We start from the raw sequence: 15,572 nt of genomic DNA, 5'->3' as shown, positions 1-15,572 counted from the left end.
GCTATTGCATCGCGCTGGTTCGCGGGGCAAAGCCGCTGCCTGTCGCGTCCGGAGCCTCCCGCATGAAATCCCTGATCGCCTTCGACCTTGATGGAACCCTTGCGGAGAGCAAGCAGCCGCTGGGCGAGGCGATGGGGGATGCGTTGGCCCGGCTGCTGGAGGTCGCGCATGTCGCGGTGATCTCCGGCGGCGACTGGCCGCAATTCGACAAGCAGGTGGCGAGCCGCTTGCCGGAGCGGGCGGACCGCTCGCGCCTGTGGCTGATGCCGACGACGGGGACGAAGCTTTATACTTATGGCGCGGGCGGTTGGACGCCGGTCTATGCCGAACTGTTCGATGCGGGGCAGAAGCAGGCGATCTTCGCGGCGTTCGATGCCTCGCTGGAGGCGACGGGCTTCGTGCCGGAGCAGGTGTGGGGCGAACGGATCGAGGATCGCGGGAGCCAGATCACCTTTTCCGCGCTCGGGCAGCAGGCGCCGATCCACGCCAAGGAGCTGTGGGACCCGGATTTCGCCAAGCGCAAGGTGATCCAGGCGGATTTGCGGGGCCGCTTGCCGGGGCTGTCGATCAATATGGGCGGGGCGACTTCCATCGACATCACGCGAGAGGGGGTGGACAAGGCCTATGGCCTCAAGAAGCTGCGCGACGCGAGCGGGATCGCGCTGGATGCGATGATGTTCATCGGGGACGCGATCTTCCCCGGCGGGAATGACTATCCGGCGAAGCAATTGGGGCTGGATACGGTGCGGGTGCGCGATCCGCAGGAGACGTTGGCGGTGATCGATGCCATCGTGGCCTGTCAGAAATAAAGCATGACGCATTTCCCTTTCGTGGGCGTTGAGATGAGTCATGCGCCTTGTTTGAAGGGTTAGGCCGAGTGGACAAATTCGGAATGTCGGGAAACGGCCAATAGGGGACATAAGCTGCCCCTGCCTCATTCGTCATGCTGAACTTGTTTAACTGCGTTGGCCTTCGGCTCAGCATCCATTGTGCCTCTACGCACCTGCGGCTCTTGGGGAGAAATGGATGCTGAAACAAGTTCAGCATGACGTTGTTTATTGAATGCCGATACAGCCTGGGGATGGGGTGAGCGGAGCGCGCTTCTGCGCCATCCGTTCGAATTGCCGCTGGCGCGGCATGCCCACCCCCGGCCCCTCCCGCCTGCGGGAGGGGAGAGGAGGGTCAAGGGCGGCTGAAGCCGTAGCGGGCCAGGATATTCTGTCCGGGTCGCGACAGCAGGAAATGGCGGAAACCCTCCGCATCCGGGTTCCGGCTCGCGCTCAGGCGGGCGATGGGGTAGCGGATCGGCGCATGGATGCCCGCTGGGAAAATGCCCGCCACGACCACATCCTTCGATGCGCGGGCGTCCGTCGCATAGACGATGCCGAGCCGCGCCTCGCTGCGCTCCACCAGGGTCAGGGCCGAGCGGACATTGTCGCCCAGCGCCAGCCGGCCTGCGACGCTGGGCCAGACGCCCAGCGCGCTGAGCGCCGCCTTGCCATATTTGCCCGCGGGCACGCTGTCGGGATTGGCCATGGCGAGCCGGGAATCGCCCAGCGCCTTGGCGATCGGCATGCCGCGCGCGATGCGGAGCCGCAGCGGCGCCCGCGCCGGGGCGACCAGCACCAGCCGGTTGCCCGCCATGTCGGCCCTTGTGCCGCGCTGGAGCAGGCCTGCCTTTTCGACATCGTCCATCCAGTCCTCATCGGCCGACACGAACAGGTCGGCGGGCGCGCCGCTCCTGATCTGGCGGGCAAGGGCGGAGGAGGCGGCGAAGGACAGGACCGGCCGGGCATGGCGCTGCGCCGCCCAGGCGTCGGCGGCGGCGTTCATCGCCTCCTGCATGCTGGCGGCGGCGAGCACCAGCGGGCCGCGCTGCTGCGCCATGGCGGGGGCGAGCAATATATGAAGGAATATAGCAGCGAAGGCGGCGGCGCGGAGAATCAGTTTCGACATGGCTTTGCTTCTGCCAGTTGCGCGCCCTTTTGTCTTGCTCCGCCATCGGTTAAGCGATGGTCATGACATGTCGTCCGACCCCGCCGGTCCTGGGCTGATCGCATCGTGGCGGTCGTTCGCTCGCTTTGCGGCCAATGCGGCGTGGGATGCGGCATCCGCGCCGTGACCGGCGAGGGGCGCGACGCCCGGTTCGAGGGCGATCCGGTGCATCCCGCCAATAGCGGCCTGCTCTGTACCCGCAGTGAGGCGTTGAGGGACTTGCTGGCGCTGGACGGCCGGTTGCTGCGGCCGATGGTGGATGGCCGGGCGGTCGCATGGGACCGCGCCATCGACCAGGCGGCGCGCCGTCTGTCCGCGGTCATCGCCCGCCATGGCCCCGGGAGCGTGGCGATGCATGTGCCGGGCGGATTGCTGACCGAGGATTATTATGTCGCCAACAAGCTGATGAAGGGGTTCATCGGCTCCGCCCATATCGATGCGCCATGCAGCGAGGCGGGCGGCATGGCGGCGGCGCAGCGCGCGGCCTTTGGCGAGGATGTGATGCCGGCCGCCTATGAGGATCTGGCGCAGGCGGAGATGCTGCTGCTGGTGGGGGAAGCGACTGCCCGCCGCCATCCCGTGCTGCATGAGCGGATCGCGGAGGCGCGGGCGGAAGAGGGCGCGCGCCTTGTCCTGATAGCGCGGCGGGACGAAGGGCAGGAGGTCGAGGCCGATGTGCGGCTGACGGTCGCGCCGGGCAGCGAGGCGGTGCTGCTGAGCGGGCTGCTGCTGCATTGTCATGACAATGGCCTGCTGGACCGGACTTTGGCGGTGCCGCCGGGCTTTTGGGCCGGGTTGCGGCGGGGACATGATCTCTGGTCGGTGGCGCGGGCCTGCGGGCTGGCGCCGGGCGAGGTGCGCGGATTTTACGAGCAGGTCGCGGCTGTGCCCCGGCTGGTGACGCTGTTCAGCCCGTCGGACGAGGGGGAGGAGGCGCGCCGGTTGTCGGCCGCTGTCCTCAATTTCCATCTGGCGACCGGCCGGATCGGCAAGCCGGGCGCGGCACCCTTCGCGGTGACGGACGCCGCCAACGGCATGGGCTTGCGGGAGGTCGGGTGCCGGGCCGGGGAACTGGCCGCGCATCGGGATTTTTCCGCCGAAGCCTTGGCGCAGGTCGGGCGCTTCTGGGGGGCGGCGGCGCTGGCGGAGGGGCCGGGGCTGAGCGGCGCTGCGCTGGCCGAGGCTATTGAGGCGGGGCATATCAAGGCCTTGCTGATGCCTGGCGGATTGCCGCCCGTTTCGCATCCGGTCCGTGACCTGCTGGAGCGGGTGCCGTTGCTCATCCTGGCCACGCCCTGGATCGAGCCGGAGATGGACGCGCTGCGAATGATCGCGCTGCCTTCGCCGGTGTGGATCGAGAAGGATGGAACGCTGACCGGGGCGGACCGGCTGATCAGCCGGCAGCGGTGGCTGTTCCCCTTGCCCGGAGAGGCGAAGCCCGACTGGTGGATATTGACCCGCATCGCCCAGGCGATGGGCTGGCGTGACGCCTTCCATTATGAGCGCCCGGCGGAAATCTATCGCGAGCATGTGCGGTTGACCGCCTATCATAATGAGGGGGCGCGGCTGCTGAACCTTCGGCGGCATGCGCCCATTTCCAATCCGGCCTATGACGAGCTGACGCCGTGGCGCTGGGGCGAGGTGCCGTTCGATGAAGGGCGCTTTCCGACGCCGGACGGGAAGGGGCGGTTGGTCGCCTTTTGGGATGAGCGTTGATTTCGGCACTCGGGGTCTCGCTTCCTCTCGCGCACTTGCGGAAGAAAAGCGGGATCCCGGGTCAAGCCCGGGATGACGTTCAAGTGACGAACTTCGCCGCGCTAGGATTCCTGACCGGCGACCGCGCGGAGATGCTCCACCAGCGTGTCGCCATTGGCGGCCCAGGTGAAGCGCAGCGCGGCTTCGCGGACGGCTTCCCGTTCGGGCGGGTTGACCAATATGTCGCTGATGGCGGCGGCCAGGGCTTCGGGTTCGCGGGCGACGATCTGCCCCGCTTCCGCCCGGTCGAGCAGTTCGCGCGCGCCGCCGACATCGCTGATCACGATCGGCGTGCCGCAGGCCAGCGCCTCCACCCACGCATTGGCCAGGCCTTCGGAGGAGGAGGGCAGCGCCATGACGTCGGCGGCGGCATAGATGCGCGGCAGCCGGTCGTGCGGCACGGAGCCCAGGAAGCCGATGCGCCGGTCGACGCCCAGTTCCTCCGCCTGTTTTTCCAGCGCCCGGCGAAATTGTCCTTGTCCGGCGAACAGCAGCGTGACGCCGGGCAGTTGCGGCAGCGCCTGCACCAGCAATTCCTGCCCCTTGCGCGGTATGAGCGCGCCGACGCACAGCACCACCGGCCCTTCGAAACCCAGGCTTTCCTTCGCCGCTGCGCGGTCGCTGATCTCGAAGCGGTCGAGGTCGACGCCGGTATAATGGACGCGGATCTTGTCCCCATCGATGCCCATGCGCGCCATCGACCGGCGCATCGCGTCCGACACGGCGAGCAGCCCGGCGGCCTCGTCGGCGGCGCGCTTCACCATTTTCCGCGTGCCCTTGCGCGTGCCCCAATAATGGATGTCGGCGCCCCGCGCCTTCACCGAATAGGGAATGCCGAGCGCGCGAGACAGGCGCTGCGCCACCGGGCCGTCGGGGAAGAAGAAGCTGGCGTCGATGACGTCGAAGGGCTGCTGCGCGTGCAGGCGCCTGACCAGCGGCAGGATGGTGCGGGTCATGCTGTGGACGTTGAAGCGCCCGCCGAATTTGGGGATGATGGGGAAGACCGGGCGGTGGACCGTCAAGTCCTTCCACCTTTCCTTGGCGGGCAGGGCGCGCAAGGGGGCGTAGCGCTTCGCCGCCGACAGCGGCCAGGGCGGGATGCCCAGCGGCGCGACCACCGTGACCCGGACGCCGTCCCGGCTCGCCAGTTCCCGCGCCTGCCGCTCGACGAAGACGCCGAAATTGGGGCGGCTCATGTCCGGGAACAGGGTCGACAGCATCAGGACGTTCAACGTCATCGCATCTTCCTAGACGATCTTTTTCCGGCAGTCATGGTCAAGGCAGGGTTAAGGATGAAACCGCCTTTGTCTACAGCCGTCTCACCAGTTGGACCGCGACAGCGCCCCAAGGTGGGTCACTTATCACCTGCTGGCGCGTGCCGCTGCCCAGGGGAAGGATGTGCAGCCGGTCGTCCTCGCGTCCGATCAGCCGCCCGAACAGAAAGCGCCCGGCATGGCGCGGCAGCAGCAGGTCGCGGTTCAGCACGCTGGAAAATTCGTCCGGCATGATGCGGCGGCACCAGATTTCATCACCGCTGCGGTAATCCCCGATGCTGCCGGAGACCTGCACGCCAACCATCGCATCGACGGGCGCTGGCGGGGGGAGGGAGAGCGGCCGGGTCGGTGCGCGGGCGCCCTCCGGCCCCAGCAGCGCGGCGACCGGCACGACATTCTGGCCGGGCAGGGCGACCAGTTCGGAGGATGCGACGCCCAGCGCCTTGGCGATGCGGTTCAGCCAGTTGACCGATACGGTTCGGGTGCCGGTTTCCAGCCGGCCGATGGTCTGGGCGGTGGTGGGCGGCACGCATAATGCGCCGACCTGTTCCAGCGTCAGTCCCTTGGCCTTGCGTACCTCCCGGATGCGGGTGATCATATCTTGTCCTGTTTTTACCTATTTGGTTTTTATGCTTTCCTACAAACAGGCGGGCATGGCAAGTCCCCTTGCATCCGATTCCTGTTGGGAGACCCCGCCATGGCCACGCAATTCATCGAACAGATCATCGCAGACCCCTTTGGCCGAGCGCAGAAAGTGGCGGTCAATCTGCATGAGTCGCCGCTGGCGTGGCTTCATGCGCGGGGGCATTTGAGCGAGCGGCATTATCTCGCCGGGGACAGGCTGCGCGCCGATTGGGAGAAAGCGGGGCTGGGGCCGCGAGTCACGATGCGCTGGGATGCGGCGCCGGGGCAGCCGCGGGGGAAGGGCGCGGGGGCGGCCGAGCCGGGCCTGGCGCAGCTTTCGGCGCGGGAGCGGTTCGACGGCGCGATCCGTGCGGCGGGGCCGGGGCTGGCGGATGTGCTGTGGCGTGTGGTTTGCGCGGGCGAGGGGCTGGTCGCGGCGGAAAAGGCGCTGGGCTGGCCAAGCCGCGCAGGCAAGCTGGTGCTGACGCTGGCGCTGGACCGGGTGGCGGGGTGGTATCGGGTGGGGTAGGACCGCAGGGGGATATTGGCCGTTCTTAGCCATTGAGCGCACCGTGCTCCTGCGAAGGCAGGAGCCCAGTCCTGCCCCTAGAGCGATTTCCAAGTGATCGGCATCGATCGCTGGTTAAGAAATCGCGGCAAACAAAGGATTTAGAGCGGCGATCTGATTCAATCAGATCGAAAACCGCTCTAGTGGATCATCGCACCGTCCGAACTGGGCTCCTGCCTTCGCAGGAGCACGGCGCGCCCTGAGGAGAGGGCAGCCTCAGCTTGTCTGCTCTCCACCCTTACCCGCATCTCGGCATCGGCCGAATGATGAGCCTCAGCCCACAATCCCCGCGCCGAGCAGCAGCAGCAGTTTCACGTCGACCGCGAAGCCCTCCGCCCGCCAATCCGCAATCTGCGTGTGAATCCTATCCAGCGGAACGTGGTGGACGCGTATGTCCTCGCCTTCCACGCCGCCGCCCTCGCCGGTTTTCACGAGGTCATGCGCTCGGAACAGGCTGAAGCTTTCCGACACCATGCCGGGTGAGCTGAAGAATTCGCCCAGCGCCTCCAGCCGGCCGGGACGATAGCCGGTTTCCTCCTCCAACTCGCGGGCGGCGGCGAGCGTGGCTTCCTCGCCCTCATCCTGATCACCCACCAGGCCCGCCGGCAGTTCGATGCAGCGGCGGCCGAGCGGCACGCGATATTGGTCGACCAGCAGCACATGGCGGCCATCGGCTGCGTCCTCGATGGCGAGGATGACGGCGGCGTGGATGCCCCGCGCCCGGCCGACATATTCCCATTTGCCCCGCCGCTTGGCGGTGATGAAGCGGCCTTCCCACATGATTTCCTCGGGTGAGGCCATGTCCTGTTCACTCATAATTCGATCAGCCTGTCGGGCAGTTCATTGGGATTGTCGCCGGTCGCCGGGAAGTGCTCGGCCAGCACCAGGCCGACCTGATGCACCGCTTGCGCCATGCCGTCGGCGGCGCGGCCTTCCCGCACGCCGTCGATCAGCGCGGCCATGGCGTCGCCCCAGATTTCGGGCGCGACCTTTGCGTTGATGGCGGCATCCGCGACCAGTTCCGCCCGATGCTCGTCCAGCGAAAGGTAGATGAGCACGCCGGTCCGCCCTCGCGTGCGCCCCTGGGCGACGGCGCGGAACAGGGTGATGGCGCGGCGGCGCACGCGGCGCGCCTTGGTGGCTTTCGGGGTCAGCGCCAGGCGCAGCGGCATCCAGGCCAGCGCATAGCGGACGATCAGGAATTTGAGGATCAGCAGGCCCAGCAGAACCGTCAGCAGCTTCCAGTCCTCGACCTCATGCTCCCAGCTTTGCAGCAGCCAGGAGCAAAGCGCCCGGAACTGCTGCGGAAAAGCCGCAGCGGCGGACAGAGCCAGGAACACCGCGCCGATCGCCCAGTGCAGCCCGGCATCATGATAGGCATCCGAGCGGCGCGCGACGATGGTGACGATCTCGCCGTCGGTCGCCTTTTCCGCTTCGGCCACCGCGGCGGTCACGCGGTCATGGTCGGCTTCGTTCAAATGCAGACGCATCACCAATCCCCCGAAGCGCCGCCGCCGCCGAAGCTGCCGCCGCCGCCCGAAAAGCCGCCGCCGTCTCCGCCGCCCCAACTTGATCCACCGCCGCTGCCCCAGCCGGAATCGCCTGGTCCCCAGAGGATGATCGGGCCGGACCCACCGCGATAGCGGCGGCCTTTGCCCCGGCTGGAGAACATGGACAGGACGATGATCGCGACCACGAACAGCCAGAACACCAGCATGAAACCACCGCCATCGTCCGACGCGTCCCGCGCCTTGGCCTCCGCTTGTGCCGCCAGCGCCTTCGCCTCCTCGGGCGGGAGGGTGAGCAACCTGCCGATCGCGTCCACCCCCGCATCGATCCCGCCGGGCATGTCGCCCGCCTTGAAACGGGGCGTGACGTCGTTGCGGATGATCTGGGAGGACAGCGCGTCGGTCATGATGCCTTCCAGGCCGTAGCCGACCTCGATCCGCACCTTGCGCTCATTGGGCGCGACGATCAGCAGCGCGCCATTGTTCTTTTCCTTGTCGCCTATCCCCCAGGCCCGGCCGAGCTGATATCCATAATCGGATATGTCATAGCCCTGAAGGTCGGGCAGCGTCGCGACGACCAGTTGTCGCCCGCTCTGCTGCTCCAGCGCCGCGAGCTTGCCGGTCAGCGCCTGTTCCTGTTGCGGGGAGAGCAGGGCGGCGTCATCCACCACCCGCCCGGTCAGTTTGGGAAAGCTCTGCGCTCCCGCCGCCGCCGGGATGAACAGCAGCAGCGACATGATCAGGAGCAGGCGGCGGAGCATCACCGGCTCAGTTGCCGAAATCGACCTTCGGCGCTTCTTCCGCGCCCGGCGTGGTGGCCTGGAACGGGGTCATGGGCTTGGCGCCATGGATGATCTTGGCGCCGATCGCGTCGGGGAAGGTGCGGATGCGGGTATTATAGGCGCGCACCGCTTCATTATAGTCGCGGATGGCGACGGCGATGCGGTTCTCCGTCCCTTCGAGCTGCGATTGCAGGTCGAGGAAATTCTGGTTGGTCTTGAGGTCCGGATAGGCTTCGACCGAAGCGAGCAGACGGCCCAGACCTTGTGAAAGCTGCGCCTGCGCCTGTTGGAACTGCTGCACCTTGGCGGGATCGGACAAATCCTCGGCGCTGACCTGCACGGAGGTTGCCTTGGCGCGAGCCTCCGTCACCTTGACCAGCGTGTCCTGTTCCTGCTTGCCCGCCGCCTTTACCGTGGCGACGAGATTGCCGACCAGATTGGAACGGCGCTGATATTGCGCCTGCACGTCGGCCCATTTGGCCTTGGCGACCTCCTCGGCGGCGGGGACGCTGTTGATGCCGCAGGCGGTGAGCGCAAAGGCGCCCAACAGCGGCAGGAGGAACAGGCGGAGTTGGCGCAGGATCGTCATGGAACATCCTCAAGCTTGTTTCGCTGACGGAAATAGGCGGTTGTGGAAGTCTTCGCAACGGCCCATGCTGTCATTATCGCAATCAGGACAAGGGGTTCACCATGGGGCTGATTTCCGAATTCAAGACGTTCATCGCTCGCGGCAATGTCATCGACCTGGCCGTCGGCGTGATCATCGGCGGCGCCTTCGCCACCATCACCAAATCGCTGACCGATGACCTGATCATGCCGGTCGTCGGCTATGTTTTCGGCGGTACGGATTTTTCGCGCTACTTCATTCGGCTGGGCGATATTCCCGCCGGATTCAAGGGCAATCCGGAAAGCTATGCGGACCTGAAAGGGGCGGGCGTCGCCATGCTCGGCTGGGGCGAATTTCTGACCGTGTTCGTCAATTTCCTCATCCTGGCCTTCATCATCTTCCTGCTGGTGAAGGCGGTGAACAGGCTGATGCCCAAGCCCGAGGACGCGCCCGCCGGACCGTCGGAAGAGGTGCTTCTGCTCCGCGAAATCCGCGACAACCTGAAAAAATAAGTCGTTTCCGCGACGAAAGGAGCGTGCGGCGGGAACCATCCTTCGCGCGACCAGTTGATGGGCGTCAGGGTTCCGGGCATCCGGTCCCCTTGCCGCATGACGTCAGCCCATGGGGGCGCAACAGGAGAAAACGCCGTGAAAACCTTCGTATCAGTCCTTGGCCTTGCCAGCCTGATCGCGCTTGCCGCGTGCGATTCCAAGCAGGAGAACAAGGTCGAGAACGCGTATGAGAATCAGGCGGACGCCATCGACAACCAGGCCGACAATATGGAAGCGATGGCCGATAATCTGAGCGGCAATGCCGAAAATGCCGCTGAAAACGCCGCCGACGCGCTGGAGAACAAGGCCGACGCCACCCGCGAGGCCGGCGAAAAGGCGGCTGATGCGGTCGAGAAGACTGAGAAGCGCTGACGCCTGCAAGGCTGTTTCCAAGCTGCAATGGGCGCCGCGACAAAAGGTCGCGGCGCCCCTTTTTGTGAGATTTTCCTGTCTTTAACGGGGATTTAACCACGGTCCGGCCATGGTCCGCCCGCTATCCATGAGGCGCGGGAATGGACGAGTTACTCCAGGAATTCATATCCGAAACGCAGGAAACGCTGGAAGCGTTGGCCGGAGAAGTCGTCGCCTGGGAAGCCGATCCCACGGACCGCGACCGGCTGGACGCCATTTTCCGCTTTTTCCATACCGTGAAGGGAAGCTGCGGTTTCCTGAACCTGCCGCGTTTCGAACGGCTGAGCCATGCGGCCGAGGATGTGCTGGCCGAAATCCGCGCCGGCAAGCGCCTTGCCGATCCCGCCACCGTCAGCGCCGTGCTGGGCATCATGGACCGCATCGCTGAACTGGCCGAAGCGGTGGCGATCGGCGCCGCGCTGCCGCATGAGAATGACGATTATCTGATCGCCGCCCTGACCGAGAAAGAGGCGGCGCCTGAGGAAAGCCCCCAGGAGGACGAGGTTCCGTCGGCGTCGGTCGCGGTGGCGCGGGCATCCGGCGGGCAGGCGGCGCCGCGCACCATCCGCTTGCCATTGTCGCTGATCGATCAGTTGATGAACGGCGTGTCCGACATGGTGCTGGCCCGCAACGAGCTGTCGCGCAAGCTGCGCGAGCGGTCGGGCGATCCGGAACTGGAAAGCGCCTTCGAACGGCTTTCGACCTGTGTCGCGGACATGCGCGACGCCATTTCCAAGACGCGGATGCAGCGGGTCGACCGCCTGTTCACCGCCATCCCCCGCATGGTCCGCGACCTGGGCCGGGATCTGGGCAAGCGCATCGACCTGACGCTGGAGGGCGGCGATGTCGAGATGGACCGCGAAATGGTGGAGATGGTGGTCGATCCGCTGACCCATATCGTCCGCAACAGTATCGACCATGGCATAGAGACGCCGGACAAGCGCCGCGCGCTGGGCAAGCCCGAAGCCGGGCGGCTGAAGCTGGAGGCGCGCCAGTCGGGCAACCAGATCGTGATCGAGATTTCCGACGACGGGCAGGGCATCGACACCGGCCGGCTGGTCGACAAGGCGGTCGCGGCGGGGCGCCTGACGCGGGAATCGGCGGCGCGCATGAGCGAGGCCGAGAAGCTGGACCTGATCTTTCATCCCGGCCTTTCAACCGCGAGCGAGGTGACGGCGATTTCCGGGCGCGGCGTCGGCATGGACGTGGTCCGCGCCAATGTGGAGCGGATCGGCGGCATCATCGCGCTCGACAACCGGCCGGGCAGCGGCCTGACGATCATGCTGCGCGTGCCGCTGACGCTGACTATCATTCCGGGGCTGATTGTGCGGGCCGGGGGGCTGCATTTCGCGATTCCCCGCGCCGCCGTGGTGGAGATACTGCACGACAACAACGAGACGTTGCAGATCGCGGAAGTCGGCGGGGCCAAGATCGCGACGATCCGATCCATCCGCCATTCGATGATCGATCTGGAGGATGTGCTGGGCATGGAACGGGTCGCGCAGTCCGGCCCGCGCGCGATCATGGTCGTGCGTTCGGCCAGCGGCGTGCCCTTCGCCATGGGCGTGTCGGCGGTGGAAAATCATGAGGAACTGGTGATCCGTCCCGCCTCCCCGCTGGTGATGGCGACGGGGGTCTATGCCGGCATGACCCTGCCGGACAATGGCAAGCCGATGCTGCTGCTGGATGCGGCGGGTCTCGCCAATGCGGCGCGCCTGCCCAACATCATCGACGATCAGGCGGCGCGCCGGGCCGAAGAGACGCAGGAGGCGCAGGGCGGCGTCGAGATGGTGCCCGCCTTGCGGTTCGAGGAATATTCGGGCGAGCGGCGGCTGCTCAAGCTGTCGCTGATCGAGCGGGTCGAGGATATTGACGCGAAATTGTTCGGCCGGTCGGGCGGGCGCGGCTTCGTGCGGCTGGACGGGCGACTGGTGCCGGTCGCCAACCGCCATCATGATTTCGCGGGTGAGAAGGTCGCCGCCCTGCGGCTGCGCGACGGCACGCGGGAAGCCTGCTATCCGGTCGCGGCGGTGTTGGACATCGTGGACATGCCCGCCGTGCCGGACATGGTCGCGATGCACGGCCTGCTGAGCGGGGTCGTGGTGATCGACGGTGAGCATCTGGAGGTGATCAATCCCTTCGCCCTGTTCGCCGCCTTGCCGGAGGAGGCGATGGCCGAACGCCATGGCGGCCGCTGCCTGCTGGCCGACAGCGAGGATGGCTGGACGCGGGAGATATTGGCGCCGCTGCTGCGCCAGGCGGGGCATGAGGTGGTGATGGGCCTGCCCGCCGACGCGGCGGTCGACCCGCAGGATGTGGTGCTGTTCACCGGAGCGGAGGCAGCGCAGGCCAGCGAATTGCTAGGCTGCCGCGTGGTCCATCTGCGCGCCACCCCCCGACCCAACGGCCCGCAGGACGAGAGCATCTACCGCTATGACCAGGACGCGCTGATGGCGGCCGTCTCCGGATCGCGGCGGTAAGGAGGATAAGGATATGAACCAGCTTTATCTCTTCGCCACGCTGGCCGGCACGCGGGTCGCCGTCGAAACCCGGGAGGTCGAGGCGGTGGTCAAGCTGACCGACATCTCGCCGGTGCCGGGCATGGGCGCGCATGTCGCCGGGCTTTCCGCGCTGCGCAGCCGGGTGCTGACCATCATCGACGTCGCGGCGCTGGTGCGGGGGCGGCCGACGCCCGCGGAGCAGCGCGGCTTCGCCATCATCGCGGACATTAGCGGCCACAGCTACGGGCTGATGGTCGATGCCGTCTACGACATCTGCCAGGTGCTGGAGGGCGAGCTGCCGCTGCGCGGTCAGCTCGATCCCGTCTGGTCGCCCTATGCCCGGGGCCTGGTGGAGCATGAGGGGCAGCCCTATCTGCTCGTGTCGCTGAGCGGCTTCATCGAGGCGGGCGCGGTGGCCCAGGCGGCATGAACGGGCAGCATGACGATCTTGTACCAACGTTTACCAAATCCTCGCCTTTGCCGGTTAAGGCTCCTGAAGATGGGACGCAAAACAAGGGACGCTCTATGAAAAACTGCTTGGTCGTGGATGATTCGAAGGTCATCCGCAAAGTTGCCCGCCACATATTGGAATCGCTCGACCTTCAGGTCAGCGAAGCGGTCGACGGCCGTGACGCCCTCGCGCAATGCGAAACGTCCCTGCCCGACGTCGTCCTGCTCGACTGGAACATGCCGGTGATGAGCGGGATGGAGTTCCTCCAGGCGCTGCCGGGCGCCAAGCTGGCGGCGCGGCCCAAGATCATCTTCTGCACCACGGAAAACGGCATCAGCCATATCAAGGCCGCCGTCGAAGCGGGCGCGGACGAATATGTGATGAAACCGTTCGACCGGGAGACGCTGGAAAGCAAATTGTCGATCGTCGGCGTGATCTGACGCCGCCCGGCGATTGCTCGCCCTTCTCCTGCCCTGATTTCCCGCCTTCGTTCAGAAAGATTTCCCTCGATGACCGTTCACGTGCCGATCATGGCCAGCAACCGGGACGAAGACAGGGCGCTGCGCACCCTGATCGTCGACGATTCGGTCGTGGTCCGGACGGTCATCGAACGGATATTGAACGCCGACCTGCGATTTTCGGTCTCCCACAAGACCAACAGCGCCGAACATGCGCTGGCCTATCTGAGCGAGCATGAGGTCGACCTGGTCCTGCTGGATATCGAACTGGCGGGGCAGAGCGGGCTGATGGCGCTGCCCGCGATCCTGCGGATCAACCCGCGCGCCAAGGTCGTGATCCTGTCCGGCAATTGCGAGGAGGGGAGCGCCGCGGCGGTCGAGGCGCTGGCCTTAGGCGCGAGCGACATATTGGCCAAGCCCGGCAGCGGCAGCTTTGGCGAGCATTTTCCCCAGGCGCTGATCGACCGGCTGTCGCGCCTGTTCAACGGCGCGGCGGCGCCGGTCGTGATGCGCCCTCCGCTGCGGGTCGAACCGGAGCAGGCGGCCCAGCCGCTCGCCTGTCTGGGCATTGGCGCATCGACCGGCGGCATCCATGCGCTGGGACAGCTGTTCGCCGGTCTGGCCGCGCCGCTGGGCGTGCCGATCCTGCTGACCCAGCATCTGCCGGCCAGCTTCACTCATTATTTCGTCCAGCAATTGGGCCGCATGACATCGCTGCGCGTCAAGGTGGCGGAACAGGGCGAAATCCTGGCTCCGGACATCGTCTATGTCGCGCCGGGCGACGGCAATCTCCAGTTGCGGCAGGGGCTTTACGGCCGCGTGTCCGTCATGCTGAACCCGGATCGCACCCCGGCGGGCAACCTGCCCGGCGTGGACCCGATGTTCGCCAGCATGGCGCATGTCTATGGCGCGGGCGCGGCAGGCGTGGTGCTGACCGGCATGGGCCGCGACGGCACGGTCGGCGGGCGCGACATTGTGGCGGCGGGCGGCTGGATCGTGGCGCAGGACGAGGCGAGCAGCGTCGTCTGGGGCATGCCCGGTTCGATCGCGGGAGAAGGATTGCACTGCGCTCTGCTGGAACCCCATGCGATCATGGATTTCGTGGCGCGAAGAGGAAAGAACAGAAACTGATGGCATTGCCCCCCTCGGCCCACTCTGTCCCGTCCGGTTCCGATTCCTCCTCTCGCGGGGCGGCGCGCGTCTTTTCCGGCCTGCTGGAAGCGCGCACGGGGCAGATATTGTCCGAAAGCCGGGCCTGGCGGATGGAAACGGCGCTGAAGCCGGTGCTGCGCGCCCATGGCCTGACGGATATGGACGCGCTGGCGTCCCGGCTGATGGCGCGCAAGGACGCGGCGCTGGAAAATGACGTGGTCAACGCGCTGCTCAACAATGAAAGCAGCTTTTTCCGCGATTTCCAGATTTTCGACATGATTCATCGCCATATCCTGCCGCACATCCATGCGCAGCGGTCCGACCGGACGCTGCGCATCTGGAGCGCGGGCTGCTCGACGGGGCAGGAGGTTTATTCGCTGGCGATCCAGCTCTGCAACGACATGGCCCGCTGGCGCGGCTGGCGGATCGAGATATTGGCGACCGACATCTCCACCGCCGCCATCGATCAGGCGAAGGCGGGCATCTTCACCCAGATGGACGTGCAGCGCGGCCTGCCGGTGGGCGACCTGCTCAAATGGTTCGAACCTTCGGGCGAGGATTGGTGCGCCAATCCGGCGCTGCGCCAGATGATCGATTTCCGCACCGACAATCTGTTCGATGCGCGGACGCCCAAGGGCGAATATGACCTTCTGCTCTGCCGCAACGTGCTGCTCTACTTCACGCCGGAGCGGCGCCAGAGCGTGCTTCGCCTGCTGGCGCGGCACAGCCACGCGCGGTCCGTGCTGCTGCTGGGCGCGGGCGAGACGGTGATCGGGCATAGCGACGATTTCGTGCCCCATGCCGAATTTCGCGGCGGCTATGGTCGCCGTGCCGACGCTATGGCGCGGCCGGACGGGGCGCTGCGCCGGGCGCTTTGATCCGCCTGGCCGGAAAATGCTGCGTTCCGCTTGATTGGCCTGCCGCTGTGGGTCATG

Annotated in this window: 17 protein-coding genes; 10 read left to right on the top strand and 7 right to left on the bottom strand. The window is 66.4% G+C overall.

Features of this window, described 5'->3' with window-relative positions; all coding sequences use genetic code 11:
- Nucleotides 1-62 precede the first annotated feature (62 nt).
- Complete coding sequence (locus HUK72_RS09630) at nt 63-809, top strand: HAD-IIB family hydrolase (protein WP_176596596.1); 747 nt, start codon at nt 63-65, stop codon at nt 807-809.
- A 373-nt stretch (nt 810-1,182) separates the two neighbouring features.
- Here the strand turns inward: HUK72_RS09630 and modA are convergent, their stop codons facing one another.
- Nucleotides 1,183-1,956, bottom strand: a complete 774-nt coding sequence (modA, locus tag HUK72_RS09625; RefSeq protein WP_176596595.1) for a molybdate ABC transporter substrate-binding protein — start codon at nt 1,954-1,956, stop codon at nt 1,183-1,185.
- A gap of 105 nt (nt 1,957-2,061) precedes the next feature.
- On the opposite strand from modA, the gene HUK72_RS09620 reads away from it, so the two are divergent.
- Nucleotides 2,062-3,711: a molybdopterin-dependent oxidoreductase gene (locus tag HUK72_RS09620; protein ID WP_176596594.1), complete on the top strand. Its 1,650-nt coding sequence runs from the start codon at nt 2,062-2,064 to the stop codon at nt 3,709-3,711.
- A 101-nt stretch (nt 3,712-3,812) separates the two neighbouring features.
- Here HUK72_RS09620 and HUK72_RS09615 read toward each other — a convergent pair whose 3' ends face one another.
- Both HUK72_RS09615 and HUK72_RS09610 read right to left on the bottom strand, forming a co-directional pair.
- Nucleotides 3,813-4,988, bottom strand: coding sequence for a glycosyltransferase (locus HUK72_RS09615; RefSeq protein WP_176596593.1), 1,176 nt, complete (start codon nt 4,986-4,988; stop codon nt 3,813-3,815).
- A 70-nt stretch (nt 4,989-5,058) separates the two neighbouring features.
- Nucleotides 5,059-5,622 (bottom strand): helix-turn-helix domain-containing protein, encoded by a 564-nt coding sequence (locus tag HUK72_RS09610; RefSeq protein ID WP_176596592.1) that lies wholly within the window; start codon nt 5,620-5,622, stop codon nt 5,059-5,061.
- 99 nt (nt 5,623-5,721) lie between these two features.
- On the opposite strand from HUK72_RS09610, the gene HUK72_RS09605 reads away from it, so the two are divergent.
- On the top strand, nt 5,722-6,177 hold the full coding sequence (locus tag HUK72_RS09605; protein ID WP_176596591.1) for a DUF6456 domain-containing protein: 456 nt from the start codon (nt 5,722-5,724) through the stop codon (nt 6,175-6,177).
- A 312-nt stretch (nt 6,178-6,489) separates the two neighbouring features.
- Here the strand turns inward: HUK72_RS09605 and HUK72_RS09600 are convergent, their stop codons facing one another.
- The 4 genes from HUK72_RS09600 to HUK72_RS09585 are packed head-to-tail and all read right to left on the bottom strand — an operon-like array spanning nt 6,490 to nt 9,095.
- A complete protein-coding gene (locus tag HUK72_RS09600) occupies nt 6,490-7,032 on the bottom strand; it encodes an NUDIX hydrolase (RefSeq protein ID WP_176596590.1) in 543 nt (180 codons plus the stop codon).
- Nucleotides 7,029-7,706: a TPM domain-containing protein gene (locus HUK72_RS09595; protein WP_176596589.1), complete on the bottom strand. Its 678-nt coding sequence runs from the start codon at nt 7,704-7,706 to the stop codon at nt 7,029-7,031. The genes HUK72_RS09600 and HUK72_RS09595 overlap by 4 nt, the downstream gene beginning before the upstream one ends.
- Nucleotides 7,706-8,485: a YgcG family protein gene (locus HUK72_RS09590; RefSeq protein ID WP_176596588.1), complete on the bottom strand. Its 780-nt coding sequence runs from the start codon at nt 8,483-8,485 to the stop codon at nt 7,706-7,708. The genes HUK72_RS09595 and HUK72_RS09590 overlap by 1 nt, the downstream gene beginning before the upstream one ends.
- A gap of 7 nt (nt 8,486-8,492) precedes the next feature.
- Nucleotides 8,493-9,095 (bottom strand): LemA family protein, encoded by a 603-nt coding sequence (locus tag HUK72_RS09585; protein ID WP_066554927.1) that lies wholly within the window; start codon nt 9,093-9,095, stop codon nt 8,493-8,495.
- 101 nt (nt 9,096-9,196) lie between these two features.
- Here HUK72_RS09585 and mscL point away from each other — a divergent pair, with 101 nt between their 5' ends.
- The 7 genes from mscL (at nt 9,197) to HUK72_RS09550 (ending at nt 15,515) form a co-directional block, all read left to right on the top strand.
- Nucleotides 9,197-9,625, top strand: coding sequence for a large conductance mechanosensitive channel protein MscL (gene mscL, locus HUK72_RS09580; RefSeq protein WP_176596587.1), 429 nt, complete (start codon nt 9,197-9,199; stop codon nt 9,623-9,625).
- A 135-nt stretch (nt 9,626-9,760) separates the two neighbouring features.
- Nucleotides 9,761-10,036, top strand: a complete 276-nt coding sequence (locus HUK72_RS09575) for a hypothetical protein (protein WP_176596586.1) — start codon at nt 9,761-9,763, stop codon at nt 10,034-10,036.
- A 140-nt stretch (nt 10,037-10,176) separates the two neighbouring features.
- Nucleotides 10,177-12,555, top strand: a complete 2,379-nt coding sequence (locus HUK72_RS09570) for a chemotaxis protein CheA (RefSeq protein WP_176596585.1) — start codon at nt 10,177-10,179, stop codon at nt 12,553-12,555.
- Between the two features lie 13 nt (nt 12,556-12,568).
- Nucleotides 12,569-13,006: a chemotaxis protein CheW gene (locus HUK72_RS09565; protein WP_176596584.1), complete on the top strand. Its 438-nt coding sequence runs from the start codon at nt 12,569-12,571 to the stop codon at nt 13,004-13,006.
- 95 nt (nt 13,007-13,101) lie between these two features.
- Complete coding sequence (locus tag HUK72_RS09560; protein WP_176596583.1) at nt 13,102-13,467, top strand: response regulator; 366 nt, start codon at nt 13,102-13,104, stop codon at nt 13,465-13,467.
- Nucleotides 13,468-13,536: 69 nt separating this feature from the next.
- Nucleotides 13,537-14,616 carry a chemotaxis protein CheB gene (locus tag HUK72_RS09555; RefSeq protein ID WP_176596582.1) on the top strand — a complete coding sequence of 360 codons (1,080 nt, stop codon included), beginning with the start codon at nt 13,537-13,539 and terminating at the stop codon, nt 14,614-14,616.
- Complete coding sequence (locus HUK72_RS09550) at nt 14,616-15,515, top strand: protein-glutamate O-methyltransferase CheR (protein WP_176596581.1); 900 nt, start codon at nt 14,616-14,618, stop codon at nt 15,513-15,515. The genes HUK72_RS09555 and HUK72_RS09550 overlap by 1 nt, the downstream gene beginning before the upstream one ends.
- Nucleotides 15,516-15,572 lie beyond the last annotated feature (57 nt).

The organism is Sphingobium sp. 15-1, from assembly GCF_013375535.1.
Lineage (GTDB): Bacteria > Pseudomonadota > Alphaproteobacteria > Sphingomonadales > Sphingomonadaceae > Sphingobium > Sphingobium aromaticivastans.
Note: the sequence above shows the minus strand (reverse complement) of the source record. Positions and strands in the feature narration are given on the sequence as shown.